Origin of the sequence: Klebsiella sp. 10-1 (genome assembly GCF_009758445.1) — a bacterium.
Classification (GTDB): domain Bacteria; phylum Pseudomonadota; class Gammaproteobacteria; order Enterobacterales; family Enterobacteriaceae; genus Klebsiella; species Klebsiella scottii.
On sequence record NZ_WQRE01000001.1, the window covers coordinates 1,123,657 to 1,145,397 of the forward strand.

The following is a 21,741-nucleotide window of genomic DNA, read 5'->3' on the forward strand; positions in this document are numbered from 1 at the left end:
TCGGCGTCATGTAATCTGGTTGCATTTTAAAACTACATGTTCTAGCCTTCAAGTGGTTTTATTTTGAAACCAGATTGCCGAGGCCGAGAATCATGAAGACATCCGTCGTATCGCTATCACCCACCGACCCGGCGGCGGCTATGCCCGCCGGCCTGGTATGGCTGTTCGCTATCGCCAGCGGCCTGAGCGTAGCAAACGTCTATTACGCCCAGCCGTTGCTCGATGCGCTGGCGCGGGAGTTTGCGATCAGCGACGCCGCCGTCGGAGGCGTGATAACGGCGACCCAGATCGGCTGCGCGCTGGCTCTGCTTCTGCTGGTGCCGCTTGGCGATCGGCTAAATCGCCGGCGGCTGATGGGCGCGCAGCTGATCCTGCTGATCGCCGCGCTGATTGCGGTCAGCGCGGCATCTTCTGCGCTTATGCTGCTGGGCAGCATGCTGGCGGTGGGCCTGCTGGGCACCGCGATGACGCAGGGCCTGATCGCCTATGCCGCCAGCGCGGCCAGGCCGCACGAGCAGGGGCGGGTGGTCGGAGCCGCGCAGAGCGGCGTATTTATCGGGCTGCTGTTGGCTCGGGTATTCTCCGGCGGCATTAGCGATCTCTTCGGCTGGCGCGGGGTTTATCTGTTCGCCGCGCTGCTGATGCTGGGTATTGCCCTTCCGCTTTGGCGACGGCTGCCGGCGCTGGCGGCGGCAAAGAGTACGCTGAGCTATCCCCAGCTGCTGGCATCGATGCTGACTCTGCTGCGTCAGGAGAAAATACTGCAGGTTCGCGGCGTGCTGGCGCTGCTGATGTTCGCCGCCTTCAATATTTTCTGGTCCGCGCTGGTGCTGCCGCTGAGCGCGCCGCCCTACGGCTTTTCCCATACCGCGATCGGCGCTTTGGGGCTGGCGGGGGTTATCGGGGCGCTGGCCGCCGGGCATGCCGGAAAGTGGGCCGACAGGGGCTACGGGCAGCGTACCAGCGCCGCGGCGCTGGTGATACTGCTGCTCGCCTGGTGGCCGCTATCGCTGATGGCGTGGTCGCCGGTAGCGCTGCTTATCGGGATCGTGCTGCTGGATCTGGGGGGCCAGGCGCTGCATGTGACTAACCAGAGTATGATTTTTCGTACCCGACCCAAAGCCCACGGCCGGCTGGTGGGTCTCTATATGCTGTTTTATGCGGTTGGCAGCGGCCTGGGGGCCGCCGGTACGACGGCGGTTTACGCCGTCGCCGGATGGCAAGGAGTGTGCATGCTGGGGGCCGCCGTCAGCCTGCTGGCGCTCATTTTCTGGTTTGCGACCCGCCGCGTGGCGTCCGGCAAATAAAATCCATTCCCCGCGCGCGCTTATACGGTTGGGATGGTGCCGCCGTCAATAACGTACTCGGCGCCGGTTATGGCGCTGGCGCGGTCGGAGGCCAGAAAGGCGATCAGACTGGCTATCTCATCTGGCCGACACGGCCGGCCGAGCGGAATGCCGCCGAGGGCGTCCATAATGATCTTTTGTCCGCCGGCATAGTCGGTACCCGCCTGCGCCGCCAGCCGGTTGGCCAGGCCGACGGCGGCTTCAGTTTCAATCCAGCCGGGGGATATGCTAAGCACGCGCACGCCTGCCGGCGAGACCTCTTTGGACAGGCTTTTGCTGTACACCGATAGCGCGGCTTTGGCAGCGGCGTAGGCGGTGGTTGCTTCCGGCAGCGGCAGCGTCCGCTGAATGGACGAGACGTGGATGATCACCCCGGACTTCCTTTCGACCATCGCCGGCAGCAGCAGCCGATCCAGGCGCACCGCCGGAAACAGATTAAGCGCCAGCTCCCGCTGCCACTGCGCGTCGTCCAGCACGGCAAACCCGCCCGCCGGCGCGGAAGAGCCCCCAAGCATATGCACGATAATATCAACGCCCCCCAGCTGCTCCTGTACGCGCTTTGCCAGCAGGGCGCAGCCCGCTTCCTCGCTCAGATCGGCGGTGACAAAAAGCGCCTCGGCGGGGCCGGCGGGCGGATGGCGGGCGCAGGTTAGCACCCGCGCGCCGAGCTGGCTGAACAGCGCGACGGTGGCCGCGCCCGCGCCTTTGGTGCCGGAGGTGATCAGGACGCGTTTGCCGCTGAAGGTCAGAAAATCAGCCATTATTTAATCTCCAGACGGGCGATGCGCGCATCCGTCAGCTGAAAGCGGTAATCGAGCACCACCGGGCTGCCGGGGAAATTACCGCTCACCTTAGCGCGCACCGTAACGGTATCGTCACGGCTCAGCGCTTCAAAGGGTTCGGCAACGAACTGGTATTGCTCTCTGGCCGCGACCCGCCATGCCCGAATGGCCTGACGTCCGCGGTAGGTATGACCTTCATCGCGGACGACGGCGTCAGCGGTGAAGGCTTCGGCAATAGAATCCGCATCGTCGGCGGTGAAAAAAACCTGTACAGCTGCTGGCATATCCATCGATAAACTCCGGTAATTAAATGACCTGCTTACTGTAAGAACTCTTTATAATTTAAACAATTGGGCCCAACCGGGATGCCACAATGAAGGAATCGGGATAATGTCGCGTATTGCGCTTACGGATTTAGATGCTGTTATGGCGATTGCCCGCCGCGGAACGTTTCGGGCGGCGGCCATTGAGCTCGGGGTGTCGACCACCGCGCTGAGTCACGCCGTCGCCAAATTTGAGGCCAGCCTCGGCGTGCGGTTATTTAATCGGACCTCGCGCAGCGTGGCGTTGACCGACGCCGGGCAGCTGTTTATTGCGCGAATGGGCCCCTCGCTGCAGGGCGTTCACGACGCGCTTGAAGAGGTTCGTTCGCGGCGGGAGACCCCTTCGGGCGTGCTGCGGATAAACGCGCCGCCGTTTGCCGGGCGCGCGATTCTGACGCCGCTGGTGCTGGAGTTCCTGCGGCGCTATCCGGAGATGCACGTTGATCTGGTGACGGAAGGTCGGCTGATTGATATCGTCGCCGAGGGGTTTGATATCGGCGTTCGCGTCGCGCATTTGATACCCAATGACATGATCGCGCTCTCCCTCGGGCAGCCGCAGCGCTATGCGGTGGTCGCATCTCCGGGCTATCTGATGAACCGCGAGGCGCCGCGCGAGCCTGCGGATCTGCAAAATCATCCGTGCATTCGGGTGCGGCTGCCCGACGGCTCTCTCTATCGCTGGCATCTGGAAAAGCAGGGGGAGGTGGTCCATCCGCAGATCGATGGCCCGCTGACGCTGGATGAAGCTTCGCTGGCCCGCGCTGCGGTCCTTGAAAACGTCGGGATCGGTTTTTTTCTTGAGCAAAACGTGATTGACGATATTGCCGCCGGGCGGCTGGTTCGGCTGCTATCGGACTGGACGCCGCCGTTTCCGGGGCTGTGTCTTTACTATCCCGGAAGGCGCAATCCGTCTGCCGGGCTGGCCGCTTTTCTGGCGCTGGCGCGCGAGGTCGGAAAACCCTCTTCCCTTGCGGAAAGAGGGTAGCGGGGCTTACTTCAGCTCATCAACCATAGTGGCCGCGCGGCCGATGTAGTTGGCCGGCGTCATGGCCTTGAGGCGCACTTTTTCATCTTCCGGCAGCGGCAGGCTGTCGATGAACTGCTGCATGCCTTCGGCGTCCACGCGCTTGCCGCGGGTCAGCTCTTTCAGCTTTTCGTACGGCTTTTCGATTCCGTAGCGGCGCATCACGGTTTGAATCGGCTCGGCCAGCACTTCCCAGTTGTGATCCAGCTCATCGAGCAGGCGATCGCCGTTGAGCTCCAGCTTGCTGATGCCTTTCAGGGTGGACTGGTAGGCGATCAGAGAATAGCCGATACCCACCCCGAGGTTACGCAGGACGGTGGAGTCGGTCAGGTCGCGCTGCCAGCGGGAGACCGGCAGCTTGCTCGCCAGATGCTGCATCATGGCGTTAGCCAGCCCCAGGTTGCCTTCGGAGTTTTCGAAGTCGATAGGGTTCACTTTATGCGGCATGGTGGAAGAGCCGATTTCGCCGGCGATGGTTTTCTGCTTGAAGTGGTTGAGCGCGATATAGCCCCACACGTCGCGATCGAAATCGATCAGGATGGTGTTGAAGCGCGCCATGCAGTCGAACAGCTCGGCAATATAGTCGTGCGGCTCGATCTGCGTGGTGTACGGGTTCCACTGAATACCCAGCGAGGTGACAAACTCTTCGCTGAACTGGTGCCAGTCAACTTCCGGATAGGCGACGATATGGGCATTGTAGTTGCCGACCGCGCCGTTAATTTTGCCGAGGATCTCGACCTGGTTCAGCTGACGATACTGACGCTCCATGCGGTAAGCGACGTTAGCCATCTCTTTACCCATGGTGGACGGCGTCGCCGGCTGGCCGTGAGTACGGGAGAGCAGCGGCACGTCGCGATACTGCGTTGCGAGGTTTTTTACCGCGTCAATCATCTGGCGCCAGTAGGGCAAGACCACTTCGTCACGGGCGGTTTTCAGCATCAGCGCGTGGGACAGGTTGTTGATGTCCTCGGAGGTGCAGGCGAAGTGAATGAATTCGGAAACCGCGTGCAGCTCGGCAACGTCGGCCACTTTTTCCTTGAGGAAATACTCTACCGCTTTCACGTCGTGGTTAGTGGTGCGCTCGATGATTTTGATACGCTGCGCGTCTTCTACGCTGAAATCGGCGACGATTTTATCAAGGAAACCGATTGCGTCGGCAGCAAAAGCAGGAACTTCCTTGATCGCTGCGTGCGCGGCTAGTTTTTGCAGCCAGCGTACTTCTACCTGAACACGGAACTTCAGCAAACCGAATTCGCTGAAGATACCGCGCAGCGCGCTGACTTTATCGCCGTAGCGTCCATCGACAGGGGAAACGGCGGTCAGTGAGGATAATTCCATAGATCACAACTCCGGGGTTAAATGAGCAAGAATTTGTTTTGCCTGGTTAACCAGACGATTACGAGAAAACATGAGCTGCAGACGTCCGCCGCCGACCTGGTTCCACAGCACCGCCGCGCGGATGCCGGCCAGCAGCGAGGCGCGAACTTTCGCCTGCACCTGCGGGCTTTGCAGCACGGCGGGAGAACCGGTGACCTGGATGCGCGGCCCCAGCGGGCTGATAACGTCTACGTAGATGCCCGCCATCGCGCTAAGCAGGGTTTCGGACTGCAGATCGAAATGTTCCAGCTGGCGGTGCAGGCCGGCGATACGGTTGCCGAGGGTATCCATCGCGCCTTTGCCTGCCGCAAGCTTACGTTCAAGCACCATCATGCTTAAGGTGTAGCGGGTCAGTTCGGCGTTCAGCCCCTGACGGCTGCCGGTGTTGAGTACGCCGAGCAGGGTTTCAAGCCCGAGGCGAAGATTGGCTTCACTGCCACCGAACACCGCCAGCGTTGAATCCGGGTTGAGGTCGATGATGCTGTTCAGCGAGACGTGCAGGGCATCGCTATCGCAATGCCCCTGGTGCGCCAGCTGCTGAACCAGACGGGCTGCCTGGCAAACGCCAGCCAGCGCCAGCGTGATGTCATAGTAATTCTTCGCCACACGTACTCCTTGTAAGCCGCCGGTAGCCGGTTCAGCTATCGGCGGTAAAAACTGTCTGTCAGGCCTGCAGCGGCAGGCGCTGTTCGATAATGCCGCCGCCGAGGCACACTTCGCCGCTGTAGAAGACCGCCGACTGGCCCGGCGTTACCGCCGCGACCGGCTCATCAAAGATGACTTCGATGCGGTCGTCGTCCAGCGCCTTGACGGTGCAGGGGATATCGGTCTGGCGATAGCGGGTTTTCACCGTACAGCGCAGCGTGCCTTTCACCGGCTCGCGATCGACCCAGTGCAGCTGCTGGGCAATCAGCCCCACCGACATCAGGCGCGGGTGATCGTGACCCTGAGCGACCACCAGAATATTTTTTTCTACGTCTTTATCGACGACGTACCACGGATCTTCGCTGCCCTCTTTGGTCCCGCCGATGCCGAGGCCCTTGCGCTGACCGAGGGTATGGTACATCAGCCCCTGATGCTCGCCGATCTCTTCGCCGTCCACGGTGAGGATTTTACCCGGCTGGGCGGGCAGGTAGCGGCCAAGGAATTCGCGGAACTTGCGTTCGCCGATAAAGCAGATGCCGGTCGAGTCTTTTTTCTTCGCGGTGATGAGGTCCAGCTCTTCGGCGATTTTGCGTACCTGCGGCTTTTCCAGTTCGCCCACCGGGAACAGGCTCTGGGCAATCTGTTCGTGGCCGAGGGTGTAGAGGAAGTAGCTCTGGTCTTTGTTACCGTCGAGCCCGCGCAGCAGCTGGCTTTTACCGTTAACGTCTGCGCGGCGCACGTAGTGGCCGGTGGCGATATAGTCGGCCCCAAGATCTTCCGCCGCGAACTCGAGGAAGGCTTTAAATTTGATCTCTTTATTGCACAGAATATCCGGGTTCGGCGTGCGTCCGGCTTTATATTCAGCCAGGAACAGTTCAAACACGTTGTCCCAGTATTCGGCGGCAAAGTTTACGGTGTGAAGCTCAATTCCGAGCTTATCGCAGACGGCCTGAGCGTCGGCGAGGTCGGCGGCGGCTGTGCAGTATTCCTCACCATCGTCTTCTTCCCAGTTCTTCATGAACAGGCCTTCGACCTTGTAGCCTTGCTGGATCAGCAGCCAGGCGGAAACCGAGGAGTCGACGCCGCCGGACATGCCGACGATCACTTTTTTTGGATTTTCTGACATTGGAATACTCACCACATTGAACTTCAAGGCGGCATATTCTAGCACGCAGTCGCGCCTCAGGCACCCCCTCAAGGGGGCATAGTTTGCGTGCCGCTGCGCTGACCGGCCTTATCTCCGCAGGGGTAGCGCGCGTGCGCGACAAATGCGCCGCTGCGTCCCGGGAGCGCCGGCTCCGGTTTTGCGTGTTAAAACGGCCAGTTAAAGGCCCCGATCAGCGACAGCGGGTGGCGCTGATCGTGCTGATAGCTGCGGATACTTTCCGCTACCAGCTGCGAGCGCAGGTTGGGCGCATTGAGAATTTCCTCGGCGCTGAGCCACAGGCAGCGGTCGATATCGCTATCGTGCGGCTCGGTAGCGCACGTATCGTCAAGTTCGATGGCGAACAGAAAGCGCAAAAACGGCGTGCTGTCCGGCGCGATCCACTGATGCATACGGATAAAGTGCTGCGGAGTGGCGCGGATCCCGGTCTCTTCCCACAGCTCGCGCTCGGCCGCCTGCACCAGGGTTTCATCTGCTTCAAGATGACCGGCCGGCTGGTTCCACAGCGCCTTGCCGTTGATGGTCTCTTCGACCAGCAGAAATTTGTCTTTAGCGTGCACGATGCAGGCTACGGTGACGTGCGGTTTAAACATATTCCACTCCTGGGATGATTATTCGACCTGGCGCCACTGGCCGTTGCTCAGGCCGTCGAGAGTATAGCCGCCCATAGCGTAGCGAATCAGGCGCAGCGTAGGATAGCCCACGTGCGCGGTCATGCGGCGCACCTGACGGTTGCGGCCTTCATAGAGGGTGATTTTCAGCCAGCTGGTGGGGATCGCCTTGCGTTCACGGATCGGGGGAGTGCGCGGCCACAGCCACTCAGGTTCCGCGACCCGTTCAATTTCTGCGGGCAGGGTGGGGCCGTCGTTGAGCGTAATGCCGTTGCGCAGCGCCTCCAGCGCCTCCAAAGTCGGCTCGCCTTCAACCTGAACGTAGTAAATTTTACCGGTGCGTTTGCCCGGCTGCGTGAGCCGCGCCTGGAGCGCGCCGTCGTTAGTTAACACCAGCAGCCCTTCGCTATCGCGGTCAAGCCGGCCCGCGGCGTAGACATCGGACTGCGGAATAAAATCTTTTAGCGTGCTGCGCCCGGCTTCGTCGGTAAACTGTGGCAACACATCGTAGGGTTTATTGAACAAGATCACGCGGGTTGGTTGGCGTTCTTTGCGTTGTCTGGTGACTTGTTGTGAGCTGAATCGCTCAACGCGATGTTTTCTAAATGAAGTTTTCTGCATGGTATTTTCAGGCCCCGTCAATTGCCGCATTATAGCCTAATTACGAATGCCTTTCATGGACGCAAACATTCAGGTAGTATCGACAGGCTCATCACAATTTTTTAACAAAAATATTGCTCAAACTGATTCGCGCTACCAGAAGGCGGCACGGACGCGGATCTCCGGTTAGCGGGATCACCCGGTAGCGGAGTGGGCGGATAAAGCCAACGCTCGGTTAGTGTGAAAAGGAAGAGCAGAACCAGAAGCGCTCGAAGGAGAGGTTAATGGAAAGCAAAGTAGTAGTTCCGGCGGAAGGTCAAAAAATCACCCTGCAAGATGGCAAGCTGAACGTCCCTAATAACCCGATTATCCCGTTTATCGAGGGTGATGGTATCGGTGTTGACGTGACCCCAGCGATGCTGAAAGTGGTGGATGCCGCCGTTGAGAAAGCCTATAAAGGCGAGCGTAAAATTTCCTGGATGGAAGTTTACACCGGCGAAAAATCGACCCAGGTTTATGGCCAGGACGTCTGGCTGCCTGCCGAAACTCTTGATCTGATTCGTGATTATCGTGTTGCTATCAAAGGCCCTCTGACGACGCCAGTTGGCGGCGGTATTCGTTCTCTGAACGTTGCCCTGCGCCAGGAGCTGGATCTTTACGTCTGCCTGCGTCCGGTGCGCTACTACCAGGGTACACCGAGCCCGGTTAAACATCCTGAGCTGACCGATATGGTTATCTTCCGTGAAAACTCAGAAGATATCTATGCGGGCATCGAATGGAAAGCTGACTCCGCTGAAGCCGAGAAAGTTATCAAATTCCTGCGTGATGAGATGGGCGTGAAGAAAATTCGCTTCCCGGAACATTGCGGCATCGGCATTAAGCCGTGCTCCGAAGAAGGCACCAAACGCCTGGTTCGTGCTGCTATCGAATATGTCATTACCAATGACCGTGATTCGCTGACGCTGGTACACAAAGGCAACATCATGAAGTTCACCGAAGGCGCCTTTAAAGACTGGGGCTACGAGCTGATTCGCGAAGAATTCGGCGGCGAACTGATTGACGGCGGCCCGTGGCAGAAGGTCAAAAACCCGAACACCGGTAAAGAGATCATCATCAAAGACGTTATCGCTGACGCCTTCCTGCAGCAGATCCTGCTGCGTCCGGCCGAGTATGACGTTATTGCCTGTATGAACCTGAACGGCGACTACATCTCCGACGCCCTGGCGGCGCAGGTCGGCGGCATCGGTATTGCTCCGGGCGCTAACATCGGTGACGAGTGCGCGCTGTTCGAAGCGACTCACGGTACTGCACCGAAATATGCCGGCCAGGACAAAGTGAACCCAGGTTCCATTATCCTGTCCGCTGAGATGATGCTGCGCCACCTGCAGTGGTTCGAAGCCGCAGACCTGATCGTTAAAGGCACCGAAGGCGCTATCGCCGCTAAGACCGTGACCTATGACTTTGAACGTCTGATGGAAGGCGCTAAGCTGCTGAAATGTAGCGAGTTTGGCGACGCGATTATCGCGAACATGTAATCAGCGATCGCTGATTAAAGACAGAAGGGAGCCTGGTGGCTCCCTTTTTTACGATCGTTCAAAATCTTTCCCCAAAACTTTCCCCAAAATTATTCCCCAAAACTGGCTTAAAATCATACTGCTTTTTGACCTACAACGAGCCAGTCTTTACCCCGGTCATCGTTGTATTTATCCGTCATTTTTTTCGATTTGTGGCCCAATAACTTCTGAGTATCTAAGCCTTGCTCCCGGTATAGCCGTTCTGAAAGAGATCTCTGTTCGTGGAAGGTTTGTGGGCTGTTAGCTCAGTTGGTAGAGCACTGGACTCTTAATCCATTGGTCGCGGGTTCGACCCCCTCACAGCCCACCACTCCTTGATACCTTTCGAACCAGAAAACCACCGGCGCATTAGTCGGGTGGACCAGTCCGAACGATTCCGCAGTGCGGTAACTTCTCGACGCCCGGCGCGTCACATCAACCTGGGTAGCAATACGATTGCGAAAATCCTCAACCGTGCTGCACATTTTGAACAGGTTGCAGGGGATGCAGGCTGGTACCATATTGTCGATGGTGTCGTTTTCTGGCTTATCCATCGCGTACTGGCCGCTTCTTCTTCCACGTCATGAGCGCGTTGGCGGAAATGGAGCGCGAATTGATAGTGGAGAGGACTCGCGCAGGGCTGGCGGCGGCGAGAGAACAGGGGCGTATTGGCGGCCGCCGGCGGGTTATGACACCGGGGGTTGTCGATCGTGCGCGCCGAATGCTGGAGAATGGCGCTACCCGGCAGCAGGTGGCCGATGTAATCGGGGTGGCGGTGAAGACAATTTATAAGTATTTCCCCGCGGGGTAAGGCTGATCATCTACGGGCCATATGCAAGAGCCAGTAGGTGATCAATGGCTACATTGGCAGATGCAGCCGAGGGATTTTTTACTGGTGCCATCTCTTCTGAAGAAGCCTAGATTCTCTTACAGTACACAATAAAATCTGACAGTCTGCTTTGAGCGGCCTGCAAACATTGCTAACAGCGTTCTGTGTGAATAAACAGGGAGCAGGTCAGATGTTATCTCCTAAGAAAAATGATACATTTAATGAAAATCTAATATGGATGTTCATGATGACCCCTGAAAATAAGCCACTGATTTATCTGTTAAATACCTCTAAAACCGTTGAGAAGGCTCTTAGCCCGGGCTTCAATGTAAGCCATTGTTGGATGAATGGATATAAAATATATGAAGCAGCCAGCCATCGTCCTTTAGAAATACCCTATTCTTCTGAAATCCCCTCAAACTTACATGAAGCAGAAATAGTAGTTATTGATACAGGTTTAAGAGAGGGTTTTATTAAAGGTCATTCATCTATAAAAATAATTTATAGACATACGCCTAGCGTTGTTGACCTGTTTCCTCTGGATATGAACACTGCTCTTTCTAATATTTTCTCTACTGATAAACTTCAACTGCTATTTGTTTTTTGTGAAAGCAATAATGATGAGGTTTATACACTTCAGAATGAAGCAGGCAAAAGCAGTCAGTATCAAAGTAATACTTATTGTTTTCCAAACTATTATGGCGCCTCTCCTTCTATAAGAGTTGGAAACAGAATGAAGGTGGTTGAAGGAGAGGAAGGAATAGAGATAAAGCAATGTCTCGAAAAATACCTTCCACAATCAAGCTATAAATTAGTTTTCCAGATGTATCAAGGTAAAGAGTCTCCAGAGATCCCTTTGCTCGTTAATGAAGCTGGAGAATGTGTTGCTTTTTTAAGAAGAATGGGTTCTAAGGTTATTTTCTTCTTTCCAGAAATATATGACAAGGCCGGTTTGTTATTAGATCTTTTTAATAATGTTTTGCCGGATATTGGTTTTTGTGGTGAAATATTCCCAAATCATGGAAGCTTCAAATGGATTAACGATTTTTCATATATCTCTTTAGATGAAAGAAATAAACTAATAGATATTGATAATGAAATAAAAAGACACGAAGAAACCTTGTCATCTCTGAAAGAAGAATATGGACGAGTTCATTCCAAAGATGAAAATGTAAAGCTCAGGGCTATGCTAAAAGAAACCGGGGATGACCTTGTATCTGCAGTTAAGTGGTTTCTTGAGTATATCGGTTTCACTAATGTGGTAGATCCAGATAAAGATGTTGATGTAGACGCTGGAGAAGTGTTTGAGGAAGATTTGAACTTTGAGCATAACGGCGTTCACTTCTTGCTGGAAGTGAAAGGGATTGGAGGCACTTCAACAGATGCTCAGTGTGCTCAAATCTCCAAGATTGCCTTACGTAGGAAGAAAGCTAATCAGGGAAATACATACAAAGCCGTCTACATAGTCAATCACCGTAGATACAAAGCGCCAAAAGAAAGAGAGGTTATCCCTTTCAATGATAACCAGATTGAAGATGCTGAGATGGCTCAACGCGGCATGACATTTACTTATGAGCTGTTTAACATCTATTACATGATAGAAGCAGGTGTTATCAGTAAAGAAGCAGCTCGTGATGCCTTTAAGCAAGAGGGACTCATTAACTTCAGACAAAGCCTTCATAAGCTTGAGTTCAATCACTGCTACAAAGGGGTATTAGTCTACTCTTTAGTCATACCCGAAGGCGGTTCATTTACTATCACTAAAGCTGACAAAATCGCTATTCAAGATAATGAAAACCACTGGCATCGGTTGTCTATTGAAAGCTTACAGATAGACCGGCTTGATCATGACGAAGTCAGAAATGGTAAAGTTGGCATCAAGGTTGATAGGCTAGTGTCTGGAGCAAGAGAATACTATGTAGTGAAAGCTTAAAGCTGTTCTACCATTAGCTAAGCCCCGAAAGGGGCTTTTGCTGAGCTGATACACCAAATGTAGATATTGTTCATAAACTACTGCCAAACTTTTTCGCCGATTTTCACAGCTGCCAGGATGGCCTGTTCGGTTTCTTTGTAAAAATTTGGCGTTGCCAGCTCCCAGCGTCCATTCCTGTGCACCATAAGCAGGTAGTCAGAGATAAGTCCTGGATCCTTAACTACGGCGAAAGTTAGCATATCCGTTGAGGGCTTGGGCAAAACGTTATCTGGAGGAAGGTAGATCCGTACCCCGGAGACAATCACATTCGCAATTTCCATCACTCCTCCATCATCCACATATCAGCCTCTTCAAACATCTCCTGGACAACCCTGCTGATCTGCTCTTTTTCGTGCTTGCTGCCATCGGTATTGATTGCTAGTAAGGTCATCATCGGCTTAACACGGACATCGGCATCGGGAAAAATCCTGTGAACTCGCTTAGTTAATTCAGCCGTAATTGTCTCCCTTGCACCAGCCAGCCCCTCAAAGTTTCTCTTGTCGTAAATCAGTTCCACAAACATTTTTCGTCCCTCTTTACTGGATATAATTACAGTATATATACTGTATGTATGAACAGTGTCAACATGAGGAAGTGCGTTATGAAGTTTTACACACCAACTGAGATCCGAGAGGTCCTATTAGTGCCGCTATTCAGTGACCCGGTGCAGTGCGGATTTCCCAGCCCGGCGCAGGATTATGTTGAACAGCGAAACGACCTCAACGAGCTGTTGATTAACCACCCCAGCGCAACCTATTTCGTTAAGGCCGCCGGAGATAGCATGATCGAAGGTGGTATCAGTGAGGGCGATCTCCTGGTCGTCGATAGCTCGCGTAAGGCTGAGCATGGCGATATTGTGATCGCTGCTGTAGATGGTGAATTTACTGCCAAAAAGCTGCAGCTACGGCCGACGGTCCAGCTTAACCCGATGAACAGCGCGTATTCACCGATTGTCGTTGGTAGCGAAGACACGCTCGATGTGTTCGGCGTCGTTACCTATATCATTAAAGCGGCGGGCTGAGATGTTCGCGCTCTGTGATGTGAACTCGTTTTATGCGAGCTGCGAGACAGTATTCCGGCCAGATTTGAAAGGGCGACCGGTGGTCGTCCTGTCGAATAACGACGGTTGTGTGATTGCACGTTCTGCGGAAGCAAAGCCGTTCGTGAAGATGGGGGAGCCGTACTTTAAACAAAAGGAGCAGTTCCGCCGGCATGGTGTTATTTGCTTCAGCAGTAATTATGAGCTCTACGCGGATATGTCGAATCGCGTGATGACGACGCTGGAAGAGCTCTCACCGCGGTGCGAAATTTACAGTATCGATGAAGCTTTTTGCGACCTGACAGGGGTCCGTAATTGCCGGGATCTTACCGATTTTGGCTGGGAGATACGTGAAACGGTGTTACGCAGGACACACCTAACCGTAGGTGTGGGAATCGCCCAAACAAAAACACTCGCGAAGCTGGCCAACCATGCTGCAAAACAATGGCAGCGGCAGACCGGCGGGGTCGTGGATCTTTCCAATATTGAGAAGCAGCGCAAATTGATGGGCGCACTGCCGGTTGATGAAGTCTGGGGCGTCGGGCGCCGCATCAGTAAAAAACTAGAGGCTATGGGGATTAAAACTGTGCTGCAGCTGGCTGATACTGATATCCGTTTTATCCGGAAGCATTTTAATGTGGTGCTGGAGCGAACCGTGCGGGAGCTACGCGGGGAGCCTTGCCTCGGTCTGGAGGAGTTCGCGCCGGTAAAACAGGAAATAGTCTGCAGCCGTTCGTTCGGTGGGCGTATCACGGAATATCATGAGATGAGGCAGGCGATATGCAGTTACGCATCGCGCGCAGCCGAGAAACTCCGTAGTGAGCATCAGTATTGTCGATTTATCTCGGCGTTTGTTAAAACAAGCCCCTTTGCGTTGAACGAGCCGTATTACGGCAACAGCGCATCGGTAAAGCTGCTGACCCCGACACAGGACAGCAGGGACATTATCGCAGCGGCTACTAGGTGCCTTGACGCAATCTGGAAAGATGGACACAGGTACCAGAAAGCAGGGGTGATGCTTGGCGACTTCCACAGCCAGGGCGTAGCGCAACTCAACCTCTTCGACGACAACGCACCACGGCCAAACAGCGAAAAGTTAATGGAAGTTCTCGACCATCTCAATGCGAAGGATGGCAGGGGGACGCTCTATTTTGCAGGGCAGGGGGATCCAGACAGCCTGGCAGATGAGGCGAGAAATGCTCTCACCTCGCTATACTACAAGATTCAGCGACCTGCTGAAGGTGTGGTGAAATTCAAATCATGATATATTTCTGGTTATATTGATTGTGATGCGAATGCGGATTCTATATCGTGGCGAATCATGCCCAATTGACTGATGTTGCAATTTTTGCTAATTAAATTTCTTCTTTATTGGATGAAAGAAATTTAGAACATAAAGATCATCATCAAGGAGCTTACTGCATTTCTTGCCGAAATCCTCTGTGTTTGATTTGAATGTTTCTGAATGTGATTTGATAATTTCTAGTAAATCCTCTTGCGAGGTTTGATTGTAAGGGGTAGGAATGATATTTTGTTGGTTGTCATAAAAATCTTTAGTTAGTCCTAATAACTGTTGTGATGCATAAAAAACAGGGTAAATAATTGGGAAGGCATTGTTGATTATGGATATTACCTCTTGTATTTTATCTTTTTTATCATCAGATACTTCCCACCCGACACTATTCAAGTTTCTAAATGATATTTCTAACTCACGAGTGCAGATCTTCATTCTTTCAATTAAAAGACCTATGTTTTCAGTGTTATTTATTGCGAAATCTTTACTTGTGATATTCATTACTGGAATGACAGCCGATTTATTGTGTAAAGCATTGAGTACACATGGATATGCTATTTCAACATTAGAAAAAGAATGGGATAGCATTCTTAGGTTATGCAATTTTTCGTCTTTTATTTCAAGGGCTATTTTGTAACCATCGCCTCTAGTTAAATCATCTTTCCAGCTATTTGCTAAAATAAAACCTTTGTACGCGAATAGAGCAAGAGATAGATTTATAATAACTGATAACCAGTCTGTGATTTTTACATCTTTGTGCATGCTAGGGAATTGGGTGGACATAAAAAAAAGGAAAATGAATAACGTTATAATAAAGAGGAGGTGATCTCCCTTGGTAAATTTCATACAGCTATCCTAGTTTGTTGTTGCATCATATAAATTAAAGTTTTCATGATATATACTCTATACAAACGCATGGTGAAAGTCTATATTTTTAGCTGAGAATGGATATCCCATAAAATGGGAGGCCCTATGCTTCACTTTTTCATATTGCCGATAGACCGAGATAGTAAATTACAGGTTCACCGATACAAGACTGACAGGGTTAGTGAATGCCGATAAGTTCTGGCAAACAATTGCAGTGACTATCAAACATTCCTCGGTTTCATTGCCCCGTTCGAAAGGTACGCTACCGATCGCTGCCATGAATATGGGCTTGCCGTCTTTTCTATGGATGAAGTAAGGGTGCTTCTTATCGCCTTCCTTTTCCATTCAAACCAACCGTCAGCGAAATAGATAGCCCGGCCATGTTGCCATAGTGGCTTAACATTCTGCTTGTCGCAGCGGTTTCTACACGAGCATTGATGAGCGCAGGGTTATCCCACTACACGGGTGCATATCCCCAGTGAACCGGATCGAGGTGTAGTTCTTCATTGCGTTCGCTCAGCAGCAGGACTTTGGTGCTTAGCGCGATGTTGTAACGGCCGATCTGTTAGGGGTCAAAGGCGATATGCCGCTCGGCTCCTTCTGCCAGATAAACTAGGAATTCTTCTCGGGTTTGTGATTGGGAAAATCGTCCGCACATGATTATCTCCAATAGTCAAACTGAAAGTATTGAAGACAGAAAGTTGAATATTTCTTTGGGAGAAAAATAGCCTCGGAAAAGTTGTCATTGACGGGGGGGCTCCCCCATTGACTCCCCGCACAAAAAGCAGGCATAAAAAAACCAGCCATAATAGGCTGGTTTAATTGGGATTTTTGGTCTACGTGAGGATTTGAACCTCCGCCCCCCGACACCCCATGACGGGGAGACTATTTAACGTATGCAGCACAGGTATTACATTTGTATTTGCCGGCGAAACTAAAATGGCCGCTAACACTACTCATGGAAGAAAGTTTTTTCCCTGGCCCTTCATAGCATTTGGGGCAAAAAGGTCCATTTGGCTTACCTTCAATAGGATTTGCTCGCCAATATACAGAATCGCGAAACTCAAGTTCATCAGAAGCGTTGAGTTTCTCTTGCAACTCTTCAATTTTCTGTTTCATCTCGAACATTTCAATCTGAGCATCAGCTAGGTCGATCTTAGCATTAGACAACGCTGAATAAAGCTCGCTAAACTTAAGCCTCATCTCAGCATCATTATATGCGCTAGTCGCATTTTTAAGATCTTTGGCTAAATCAAAGGCTGTTTTTAGTGCTGCTAAACCAGAAACGATATCTGCCATGCTTCATACCTCTCGTCTATGCGATGCCCAAAGAATTTCACTCAGGAAGCGCATTGTACATTGGAGTAAGTATGAGCATATGTGATTACCGTCAACTTAGTTTCCTAAAATTCATTCCCCAAAACGAAGATTTAAATTTGCTAAATCAACAAGTTAAAAAATGAAGTTTAAGGTAAAAAACATTCAATAAACTGGTAAAAAAACAATAAAATCAATTGGTTAAATATTTATGGTGTAGATATTGCTGCGCCACCTGCAGTGGTTCGAAGCCGCAGACCTGATCGTTAAAGGCACTGAAGGCGCTATCGCCGCTAAGACCGTGACCTATGACTTTGAACGTCTGATGGAAGGCGCTAAACTGCTGAAATGTAGCGAGTTTGGCGACGCGATTATCGCGAACATGTAATCAGCGATCGCTGATTAATGACAGAAGGGAGCCTGGTGGCTCCCTTTTTTACGATCGTTCAAAATCTTTCCCCAAAACTTTCCCCAAAACTGGCTTAAAATCATACTGCTTTTTGACCTACAACGAGCCAGTCTTTACCCCGGTCATCGTTGTATTTATCCGTCATTTTTTTCGATTTGTGGCCCAATAACTTCTGAGTATCTAAGCCTTGCTCCCGGTATAGCCGTTCTGAAAGAGATCTCTGTTCGTGGAAGGTTGGGGCGCTTCCTTCATCCCATGCAAGACAACTTTTGTCCCGAGCTTTTTTAAATGTAGAAGTCAGAGTTTTCGTGGATACCTGATCACCTCGGTTAGCCTGAGAGGTGGTATGTCTGAAATGGAGCAGATATTTACTAACCACTACAATTCCGTCGTTTACCAGCCAGGAAGAAACCAGTGCATTTTCTGAGATGCTGACAGCGGTAAATCGTGAGATCCGCCGTACGCGTGAAAAGTCTGAACGCCTCGCCGAACTCAGGGAAGGGATCCGCCATGTTCGTAAGCACGAGAATTTGCTTCAGGAGGTGATGGCGTGGCAGGACTGGTAAAACCATCCAGATGCCCGGTGTGTCACTGGGCATCGGAATCTCGCTGGAAAAACAATACATTTGGTGCCTGTTTCGGTTCGCTGAGATGTCCGAACGGGCACTATGAAGTCCGTATAACGTACATGGCTGGTGCAGAAAGCAAGGCCCGAAAAAAGTTAACAGAACAGTGGAATGCCGAGATTAGAGGACGATCAATGGTTTTCTCGGAACAGTAAGATTCCATCTGGAACAGGGCAGGTTTTCGAGTTACCACATGTTAAAACTGGCCTGGGGTGGGCCAGATTCTTACCAGAAAGCATGATTCATGCTAACCGAATTATTTTTTCCTCGCTGGTAAATTTTTTTTACGATTATCCTGTACATAGGAATACATACAGTATGCTGAAATACCAACAAGTATTAGTGCGGCAATAATCAAAAAAAATACAAAACTTATCCTCCGGTAAATAAAGTATCTCAGCAATCATAGCGCTGCGGAGGTAAGATATTATAGGTACAGCTAGGTAAATACTGGATAAACGTTATGGTTGATTCCTGTGCCCTGGTTATTGGTTTTAACAGTAAAGTTGGATACCTGTAACTTCATATGGCTGGGAGGGCAATCTATAGAAAAGCCGTTCCAGGCGAAATGCTACGTTGTCGCTTAACGCCCATCACTACGAAATTCCGGTACTATAGACGAAAACTTACTATCACTTAGTAGACGTTTTGTTGAAGAAAGATGATATAGAATCGCAGGTCGCTGCCGTCATCAATCTTTATATTGGGAGACTATGCGTATGGCTATCGAGACGTTGCACAGACTGATTATCACATTTGACATTAAAAAAGAAGACATTCATGGTGAGATTGACGCAATAGATAAGATTGGCAGCTTTGTTTTTGATATATCTGAACGACTCAGACTTGATGACTGCTTCGTTAATTATGGTGGCGCTGCGCATCTCCCATATTGCATGTTAGAACATAGTGAAAGAGCTTGTCTGGAAAAGGCAGAGTGTGAAATTCAAGCTTATATAGGGCATTTTATAAGACACAAAACTGAAATCTGAACCAGTGGGTTTAAATACATTCGCCAGAGAACGATCAGAACAACAAAATTCATGCTCTGTACCGATTGTTGGATGCCATTAACACGCCCGATCTCAAAACATCTGGGTTGAAGTTCAGCAAGCTTTCGTTATTTCCGGATGGTTATATGATGGTTCTCAAGGATCCTAAGGTAGAAATGTAGATAGCAGGCCTTAGCGCCGCCAGTGTATCAGTGCAACTCCCTGCGAATGTCTGGCATCCATTGTTATAATGCCATGTGAGCATCTGTTCCCTCAGACCTGACTCAGTTATATCTTTTTTACAAGTGGATACCAACATTCAACGAATTAGACAAAGCAGGTATTGATGTAACGACAGCCCGTCTTTACAAAGATAAACAAAGGTTGAAATAAATTCTCTTCTGGCGATGCTAATATCAATTCAGCATTGAAGGATAAGCTACGGAATAGTTAGGCAATATCTACCTGGAGAGTTTTATGGAAAAATCTACTCGAAAATCCCTTTGTACCAAACGATGGTCACGGAGACCTGAATCACAGGACCTTCAAAAAGACCAACTTGATAAGCTCTGGACAAGGCGAAAAGACGGTAATTGTAGTAAAAATGCATGGAAAAGGAGAGGGAGTGATGCGACAGGAGATACGGGGAAAAGTGTAACCTCAGAGCCTTGCCTTTTGGATTGAATGCATAAGATGATGACTTAGTCTGTGGAGGCTGAGGTAGTACGCTCAACTATAGAGAGCCACCAAGGCACTAAGAGTAGGTAGTCGTGTTATTGTTTTTATATTAGTAGAATGTGGCTGTTGGTGTATCAATAGCCACATATTTTCAGAAAAGCAAAAGAATAGTGGCTTTACTGAGCCCATACTGTGATTATTTGCGCTTTCTCGCCTTTTGACGCAACTTTTCTTTGACTTGTTGCAGAAAGGGTTCAAGCATGAATTTTAATGGTTTGGTGTCAGACTCATCAACTGAGTTCTTTTGTAAGTGAATGATTTTCTGTTTTTTTGTCATATGCCATTCCCTTTTGTTGAGCAATTCTACCCGGTAGTTGTATATGAAACATGTATTGCTTGGAAATCCCAAAGCTCGTTCGTCGTGGTATTAGTTAGCCTCAGGCAGCAATGAAAATAATGAACCTGTATTGAAACTAAGCGTTCATTACCAATGTACCGTCATTCAATTTTAACATTAAATGGTTTTTGCACTGTAATCTCTGGTTGTTGATTGTTAGTTTATTTTTGTTGTGAATATGATGCAGATAAATTATTAGGTGTCAATATTTAGATTTCGTTAGTGCCCTGAGAATACTAAATCGTTGCGTTTTGGTCATACCTTTAACATCATTATGTATGGACGGATAGTATGCCGTGGAAAATGAAGGTTTGTTCCTTTCTAAACGATCGTCAAATGAAACTTAATTAGAATTCGTATTTCAGTTATTCTTTGCTTACATCATTGTATTACCAGTTGATGCGTTCAGCACATTGTGAACTGTTATCTCACAAATATAATCCGCCACGATAAGCCGCGTGCAGGGAAGGGAGGGACAGGGCCTGTAACGGCAATACTTTATGTTGGAAGTTATATGAATATCGAAGAACTGCTTCAGTTTATTACTATCGTTGGTCGCTATGAAGTCATTACTAGTTTGGATGGTACGTATGCGGTGATACCGATCCCAGCAGAGGCAATTCTTATTACCAAGTAATCACACCAACAACTTTCGACGCACTTTAAGCCTGACGAGTTGTGACGTATACTAACCTCGTCAGCCTGAACACCAGATAACCTGTCGCACCATCACGGAGATAACAGTGGTGGCGCATCAAAAACAGAACTTCTTCCCACACCGCACATCCTGTCGCGGTGTATTTGTCTTTTCTGCTGGTGGCTCGGCATGACTAAGGCAGAACGCATATATCTTTCACGAGTGTCTGCACTGGGCTGCATAGTGTGCCGTAACCTCTGTCTGGGGGATACGCCGGCGGAGATTCATCATATCCGGACTGGGCAGGGCACCAGCCAGCGGGCCGATCACTATAAAACAATCCCACTTTGCCACATCCACCATCGCACCGGTGGTTACGCTGTGGCTTTCCATGCTGGCCGCCGTATCTGGGAGTCTAAGTTCGGTACTGAAGCGGAGCTATTGCTGCAGGTTTACAATGAGCTGGGGGGCCTGAATTATTTCGTAACCGGCCCCGGGTAGCTCAATACCTTGTCACCCCATTGGGCAAACCTCGGATGACCCAGTCGGACAGGTGGAAAGAACGTCCACCTGTTGTCCGGTACCGGCATTATTGTGATGACGTTCGTCTCCATGAGATCCGGGTACCGGAGGCGGGCGCCCATATCACTTTCGTTCTGCCGATGCCGAAAAGCTGGAGCAAAAAGAAACGAGCTGAGATGGATGGTCAACCGCACCAGCAAAAACCGGACATCGACAACCTCACTAAAGCTCTGCTGGATGCGTTGTTCGAGGACGATGCACACATATGGGATGTTCGAACATCGAAGCGCTGGGGTGAAATCGGGATGAGAGACTGAAGGGGAACATAATGCGTGATATTCAACAGGTGCTGGAACGCTGGGGGGCTGGGCGTCAAACGAAGGCTCCCAGGTAGATTGGTCACCGATTGATGCTGGGTTTAAAGGTCTGCTCCAGAAAGAGGGCAAATCGCGGCCATCATGCTGTGACGACGACGGTAGGTATGTTGAGAAAGACAGGACGCAATAATGAACTTGAGTTGATTATGCTTCACTACATGTACGGTGTATCCAAGTCCACAATTTCCCGCTGGAAGAAATGTTCTGAAGGAAAAATTAGGCAAAGACTGATGATAGCGGAGACGTTTATTGCCGCCTGCATCATCATGTCGGGGGCAAAGCTTGAGATCACGTAGCTGGATAATGAAAGTTGCATAAAAAGCTATTCGTAACGAATTATACTCGCTATTGTGCTAAGA

At 50.7% G+C, this 21,741-nt stretch carries 24 protein-coding genes, 1 tRNA gene and 7 pseudogenes; 15 read left to right on the forward strand and 17 right to left on the reverse strand.

What is annotated here, in order from left to right:
• Nucleotides 1-92: 92 nt before the first annotated feature.
• A complete protein-coding gene (locus GO007_RS05315) occupies nt 93-1,307 on the forward strand; it encodes an MFS transporter (RefSeq protein ID WP_095096491.1) in 1,215 nt (404 codons plus the stop codon).
• Between the two features lie 20 nt (nt 1,308-1,327).
• Here the strand turns inward: GO007_RS05315 and GO007_RS05320 are convergent, their stop codons facing one another.
• Both GO007_RS05320 and GO007_RS05325 read right to left on the reverse strand, forming a co-directional pair.
• Entirely contained in the window at nt 1,328-2,107 is a 780-nt protein-coding gene (locus GO007_RS05320; RefSeq protein ID WP_095096493.1) for an SDR family oxidoreductase, read from the reverse strand.
• Nucleotides 2,107-2,418: a nuclear transport factor 2 family protein gene (locus GO007_RS05325; RefSeq protein ID WP_095096497.1), complete on the reverse strand. Its 312-nt coding sequence runs from the start codon at nt 2,416-2,418 to the stop codon at nt 2,107-2,109. The genes GO007_RS05320 and GO007_RS05325 overlap by 1 nt, the downstream gene beginning before the upstream one ends.
• A 100-nt stretch (nt 2,419-2,518) precedes the next feature.
• Here GO007_RS05325 and GO007_RS05330 point away from each other — a divergent pair, with 100 nt between their 5' ends.
• Nucleotides 2,519-3,436, forward strand: a complete 918-nt coding sequence (locus GO007_RS05330; RefSeq protein ID WP_095096501.1) for a LysR family transcriptional regulator — start codon at nt 2,519-2,521, stop codon at nt 3,434-3,436.
• Between the two features lie 6 nt (nt 3,437-3,442).
• On the opposite strand, the gene purB is transcribed toward GO007_RS05330, so the two are convergent.
• From purB to rluE, 5 genes are all read right to left on the reverse strand, one after another.
• Nucleotides 3,443-4,813 carry an adenylosuccinate lyase gene (purB, locus tag GO007_RS05335; RefSeq protein WP_095096504.1) on the reverse strand — a complete coding sequence of 457 codons (1,371 nt, stop codon included), beginning with the start codon at nt 4,811-4,813 and terminating at the stop codon, nt 3,443-3,445.
• Between the two features lie 3 nt (nt 4,814-4,816).
• On the reverse strand, nt 4,817-5,458 hold the full coding sequence (gene hflD, locus GO007_RS05340) for a high frequency lysogenization protein HflD (protein WP_041145013.1): 642 nt from the start codon (nt 5,456-5,458) through the stop codon (nt 4,817-4,819).
• A gap of 58 nt (nt 5,459-5,516) precedes the next feature.
• Nucleotides 5,517-6,623: a tRNA 2-thiouridine(34) synthase MnmA gene (gene mnmA / locus GO007_RS05345; protein ID WP_143350133.1), complete on the reverse strand. Its 1,107-nt coding sequence runs from the start codon at nt 6,621-6,623 to the stop codon at nt 5,517-5,519.
• A gap of 185 nt (nt 6,624-6,808) precedes the next feature.
• On the reverse strand, nt 6,809-7,255 hold the full coding sequence (locus GO007_RS05350; RefSeq protein ID WP_095096510.1) for an NUDIX hydrolase: 447 nt from the start codon (nt 7,253-7,255) through the stop codon (nt 6,809-6,811).
• Between the two features lie 18 nt (nt 7,256-7,273).
• Complete coding sequence (gene rluE / locus GO007_RS05355) at nt 7,274-7,924, reverse strand: 23S rRNA pseudouridine(2457) synthase RluE (RefSeq protein ID WP_095096512.1); 651 nt, start codon at nt 7,922-7,924, stop codon at nt 7,274-7,276.
• A 233-nt stretch (nt 7,925-8,157) separates the two neighbouring features.
• Here rluE and icd point away from each other — a divergent pair, with 233 nt between their 5' ends.
• Nucleotides 8,158-9,408, forward strand: a complete 1,251-nt coding sequence (icd, locus tag GO007_RS05360) for an NADP-dependent isocitrate dehydrogenase (RefSeq protein WP_095096514.1) — start codon at nt 8,158-8,160, stop codon at nt 9,406-9,408.
• A 113-nt stretch (nt 9,409-9,521) separates the two neighbouring features.
• On the opposite strand, the pseudogene GO007_RS05365 reads toward icd, so the two are convergent.
• Nucleotides 9,522-9,677: pseudogene (locus GO007_RS05365) on the reverse strand (integrase); the annotation flags it as partial.
• A 4-nt stretch (nt 9,678-9,681) separates the two neighbouring features.
• Here GO007_RS05365 and GO007_RS05370 point away from each other — a divergent pair.
• Nucleotides 9,682-9,757: transfer RNA gene (locus GO007_RS05370), tRNA-Lys, on the forward strand.
• A 4-nt stretch (nt 9,758-9,761) separates the two neighbouring features.
• On the opposite strand, the pseudogene GO007_RS29065 reads toward GO007_RS05370, so the two are convergent.
• Nucleotides 9,762-9,995: pseudogene (locus tag GO007_RS29065) on the reverse strand (HNH endonuclease); the annotation flags it as partial.
• On the opposite strand from GO007_RS29065, the pseudogene GO007_RS05375 reads away from it, so the two are divergent.
• Both GO007_RS05375 and GO007_RS05380 read left to right on the forward strand, forming a co-directional pair.
• Nucleotides 9,989-10,237 (forward strand): annotated as a pseudogene (locus GO007_RS05375) (helix-turn-helix domain-containing protein); the annotation flags it as partial. The pseudogenes GO007_RS29065 and GO007_RS05375 overlap by 7 nt on opposite strands.
• A 208-nt stretch (nt 10,238-10,445) precedes the next feature.
• Nucleotides 10,446-12,188, forward strand: a complete 1,743-nt coding sequence (locus GO007_RS05380) for a hypothetical protein (RefSeq protein ID WP_223261749.1) — start codon at nt 10,446-10,448, stop codon at nt 12,186-12,188.
• A gap of 77 nt (nt 12,189-12,265) precedes the next feature.
• On the opposite strand, the gene GO007_RS05385 is transcribed toward GO007_RS05380, so the two are convergent.
• Nucleotides 12,266-12,508, reverse strand: coding sequence for a hypothetical protein (locus GO007_RS05385; RefSeq protein WP_080528314.1), 243 nt, complete (start codon nt 12,506-12,508; stop codon nt 12,266-12,268).
• Entirely contained in the window at nt 12,508-12,750 is a 243-nt protein-coding gene (locus GO007_RS05390) for a DinI family protein (protein ID WP_095096517.1), read from the reverse strand. The genes GO007_RS05385 and GO007_RS05390 overlap by 1 nt, the downstream gene beginning before the upstream one ends.
• Before the next feature lie 78 nt (nt 12,751-12,828).
• Between GO007_RS05390 and GO007_RS05395 the strand changes: the two genes are divergently transcribed.
• Together GO007_RS05395 and GO007_RS05400 are read left to right on the forward strand one after the other, a co-directional pair.
• Nucleotides 12,829-13,248, forward strand: coding sequence for a translesion error-prone DNA polymerase V autoproteolytic subunit (locus GO007_RS05395; RefSeq protein ID WP_095096519.1), 420 nt, complete (start codon nt 12,829-12,831; stop codon nt 13,246-13,248).
• 1 nt (nt 13,249) lies between these two features.
• Nucleotides 13,250-14,516: pseudogene (locus tag GO007_RS05400) on the forward strand (Y-family DNA polymerase).
• A gap of 101 nt (nt 14,517-14,617) precedes the next feature.
• Here GO007_RS05400 and GO007_RS05405 read toward each other — a convergent pair.
• The 3 genes and pseudogenes from GO007_RS05405 to GO007_RS05415 all read right to left on the reverse strand — a co-directional run bounded on the left by GO007_RS05405 (nt 14,618) and on the right by GO007_RS05415 (nt 16,726).
• Nucleotides 14,618-15,406 carry a hypothetical protein gene (locus GO007_RS05405; RefSeq protein ID WP_095096521.1) on the reverse strand — a complete coding sequence of 263 codons (789 nt, stop codon included), beginning with the start codon at nt 15,404-15,406 and terminating at the stop codon, nt 14,618-14,620.
• 213 nt (nt 15,407-15,619) lie between these two features.
• A pseudogene (locus GO007_RS05410) lies at nt 15,620-16,085 on the reverse strand (SOS response-associated peptidase family protein); the annotation flags it as partial.
• A 227-nt stretch (nt 16,086-16,312) separates the two neighbouring features.
• Nucleotides 16,313-16,726: a hypothetical protein gene (locus GO007_RS05415; protein ID WP_095096524.1), complete on the reverse strand. Its 414-nt coding sequence runs from the start codon at nt 16,724-16,726 to the stop codon at nt 16,313-16,315.
• A 238-nt stretch (nt 16,727-16,964) separates the two neighbouring features.
• Here GO007_RS05415 and GO007_RS05420 point away from each other — a divergent pair.
• Nucleotides 16,965-17,132 (forward strand): annotated as a pseudogene (locus tag GO007_RS05420) (NADP-dependent isocitrate dehydrogenase); the annotation flags it as partial.
• Between the two features lie 100 nt (nt 17,133-17,232).
• Here GO007_RS05420 and GO007_RS05425 read toward each other — a convergent pair.
• Nucleotides 17,233-17,607, reverse strand: a complete 375-nt coding sequence (locus GO007_RS05425; RefSeq protein WP_095096528.1) for a tyrosine-type recombinase/integrase — start codon at nt 17,605-17,607, stop codon at nt 17,233-17,235.
• Here GO007_RS05425 and GO007_RS05430 point away from each other — a divergent pair.
• Complete coding sequence (locus GO007_RS05430; RefSeq protein WP_157349078.1) at nt 17,582-17,719, forward strand: hypothetical protein; 138 nt, start codon at nt 17,582-17,584, stop codon at nt 17,717-17,719. The genes GO007_RS05425 and GO007_RS05430 overlap by 26 nt on opposite strands.
• Nucleotides 17,720-18,035: 316 nt before the next feature.
• On the opposite strand, the gene GO007_RS29495 is transcribed toward GO007_RS05430, so the two are convergent.
• Nucleotides 18,036-18,182: a small membrane protein gene (locus GO007_RS29495; RefSeq protein ID WP_143350135.1), complete on the reverse strand. Its 147-nt coding sequence runs from the start codon at nt 18,180-18,182 to the stop codon at nt 18,036-18,038.
• Between the two features lie 316 nt (nt 18,183-18,498).
• Here GO007_RS29495 and GO007_RS05440 point away from each other — a divergent pair, with 316 nt between their 5' ends.
• Nucleotides 18,499-18,771 (forward strand): hypothetical protein, encoded by a 273-nt coding sequence (locus tag GO007_RS05440; protein WP_095096533.1) that lies wholly within the window; start codon nt 18,499-18,501, stop codon nt 18,769-18,771.
• A gap of 874 nt (nt 18,772-19,645) precedes the next feature.
• Here GO007_RS05440 and GO007_RS05445 read toward each other — a convergent pair.
• Entirely contained in the window at nt 19,646-19,786 is a 141-nt protein-coding gene (locus GO007_RS05445; protein ID WP_157349080.1) for a hypothetical protein, read from the reverse strand.
• Between the two features lie 574 nt (nt 19,787-20,360).
• On the opposite strand from GO007_RS05445, the gene GO007_RS29390 reads away from it, so the two are divergent.
• From GO007_RS29390 to GO007_RS05460, 4 genes and pseudogenes are all read left to right on the forward strand, one after another.
• Nucleotides 20,361-20,483: a hypothetical protein gene (locus tag GO007_RS29390; RefSeq protein ID WP_255430872.1), complete on the forward strand. Its 123-nt coding sequence runs from the start codon at nt 20,361-20,363 to the stop codon at nt 20,481-20,483.
• A 189-nt stretch (nt 20,484-20,672) separates the two neighbouring features.
• Complete coding sequence (locus GO007_RS05450; protein WP_095096535.1) at nt 20,673-20,984, forward strand: Ref family recombination enhancement nuclease; 312 nt, start codon at nt 20,673-20,675, stop codon at nt 20,982-20,984.
• Between the two features lie 35 nt (nt 20,985-21,019).
• A complete protein-coding gene (locus tag GO007_RS05455) occupies nt 21,020-21,322 on the forward strand; it encodes a RusA family crossover junction endodeoxyribonuclease (protein WP_095096538.1) in 303 nt (100 codons plus the stop codon).
• Nucleotides 21,323-21,410: 88 nt separating this feature from the next.
• Nucleotides 21,411-21,678, forward strand: a pseudogene (locus GO007_RS05460) (antiterminator Q family protein).
• Nucleotides 21,679-21,741 lie beyond the last annotated feature (63 nt).

What these genes read in the sequence shown, in the direction of transcription:
- GO007_RS05350 (WP_095096510.1), bottom strand. Translation starts at nt 7,255, where the DNA reads ATGTTTAAACCGCACGTCACCGTAGCCTGCATCGTGCACGCTAAAGAC.
- GO007_RS05330 (WP_095096501.1), top strand. Translation starts at nt 2,519, where the DNA reads ATGTCGCGTATTGCGCTTACGGATTTAGATGCTGTTATGGCGATTGCC.
- mnmA (WP_143350133.1), bottom strand. Translation starts at nt 6,623, where the DNA reads ATGTCAGAAAATCCAAAAAAAGTGATCGTCGGCATGTCCGGCGGCGTC.
- GO007_RS05445 (WP_157349080.1), bottom strand. Translation starts at nt 19,786, where the DNA reads ATGACAAAAAAACAGAAAATCATTCACTTACAAAAGAACTCAGTTGAT.
- GO007_RS05315 (WP_095096491.1), top strand. Translation starts at nt 93, where the DNA reads ATGAAGACATCCGTCGTATCGCTATCACCCACCGACCCGGCGGCGGCT.
- GO007_RS05405 (WP_095096521.1), bottom strand. Translation starts at nt 15,406, where the DNA reads ATGAAATTTACCAAGGGAGATCACCTCCTCTTTATTATAACGTTATTC.
- GO007_RS05415 (WP_095096524.1), bottom strand. Translation starts at nt 16,726, where the DNA reads ATGGCAGATATCGTTTCTGGTTTAGCAGCACTAAAAACAGCCTTTGAT.
- GO007_RS05455 (WP_095096538.1), top strand. Translation starts at nt 21,020, where the DNA reads ATGACCCAGTCGGACAGGTGGAAAGAACGTCCACCTGTTGTCCGGTAC.
- GO007_RS05450 (WP_095096535.1), top strand. Translation starts at nt 20,673, where the DNA reads ATGACTAAGGCAGAACGCATATATCTTTCACGAGTGTCTGCACTGGGC.
- GO007_RS05390 (WP_095096517.1), bottom strand. Translation starts at nt 12,750, where the DNA reads ATGTTTGTGGAACTGATTTACGACAAGAGAAACTTTGAGGGGCTGGCT.
- GO007_RS05320 (WP_095096493.1), bottom strand. Translation starts at nt 2,107, where the DNA reads ATGGCTGATTTTCTGACCTTCAGCGGCAAACGCGTCCTGATCACCTCC.
- GO007_RS05385 (WP_080528314.1), bottom strand. Translation starts at nt 12,508, where the DNA reads ATGGAAATTGCGAATGTGATTGTCTCCGGGGTACGGATCTACCTTCCT.
- GO007_RS05380 (WP_223261749.1), top strand. Translation starts at nt 10,446, where the DNA reads ATGTTATCTCCTAAGAAAAATGATACATTTAATGAAAATCTAATATGG.
- purB (WP_095096504.1), bottom strand. Translation starts at nt 4,813, where the DNA reads ATGGAATTATCCTCACTGACCGCCGTTTCCCCTGTCGATGGACGCTAC.
- GO007_RS05395 (WP_095096519.1), top strand. Translation starts at nt 12,829, where the DNA reads ATGAAGTTTTACACACCAACTGAGATCCGAGAGGTCCTATTAGTGCCG.
- GO007_RS05440 (WP_095096533.1), top strand. Translation starts at nt 18,499, where the DNA reads ATGGCTATCGAGACGTTGCACAGACTGATTATCACATTTGACATTAAA.
- GO007_RS05325 (WP_095096497.1), bottom strand. Translation starts at nt 2,418, where the DNA reads ATGGATATGCCAGCAGCTGTACAGGTTTTTTTCACCGCCGACGATGCG.
- GO007_RS29390 (WP_255430872.1), top strand. Translation starts at nt 20,361, where the DNA reads ATGAATATCGAAGAACTGCTTCAGTTTATTACTATCGTTGGTCGCTAT.
- GO007_RS05430 (WP_157349078.1), top strand. Translation starts at nt 17,582, where the DNA reads ATGCTGACAGCGGTAAATCGTGAGATCCGCCGTACGCGTGAAAAGTCT.
- icd (WP_095096514.1), top strand. Translation starts at nt 8,158, where the DNA reads ATGGAAAGCAAAGTAGTAGTTCCGGCGGAAGGTCAAAAAATCACCCTG.
- rluE (WP_095096512.1), bottom strand. Translation starts at nt 7,924, where the DNA reads ATGCGGCAATTGACGGGGCCTGAAAATACCATGCAGAAAACTTCATTT.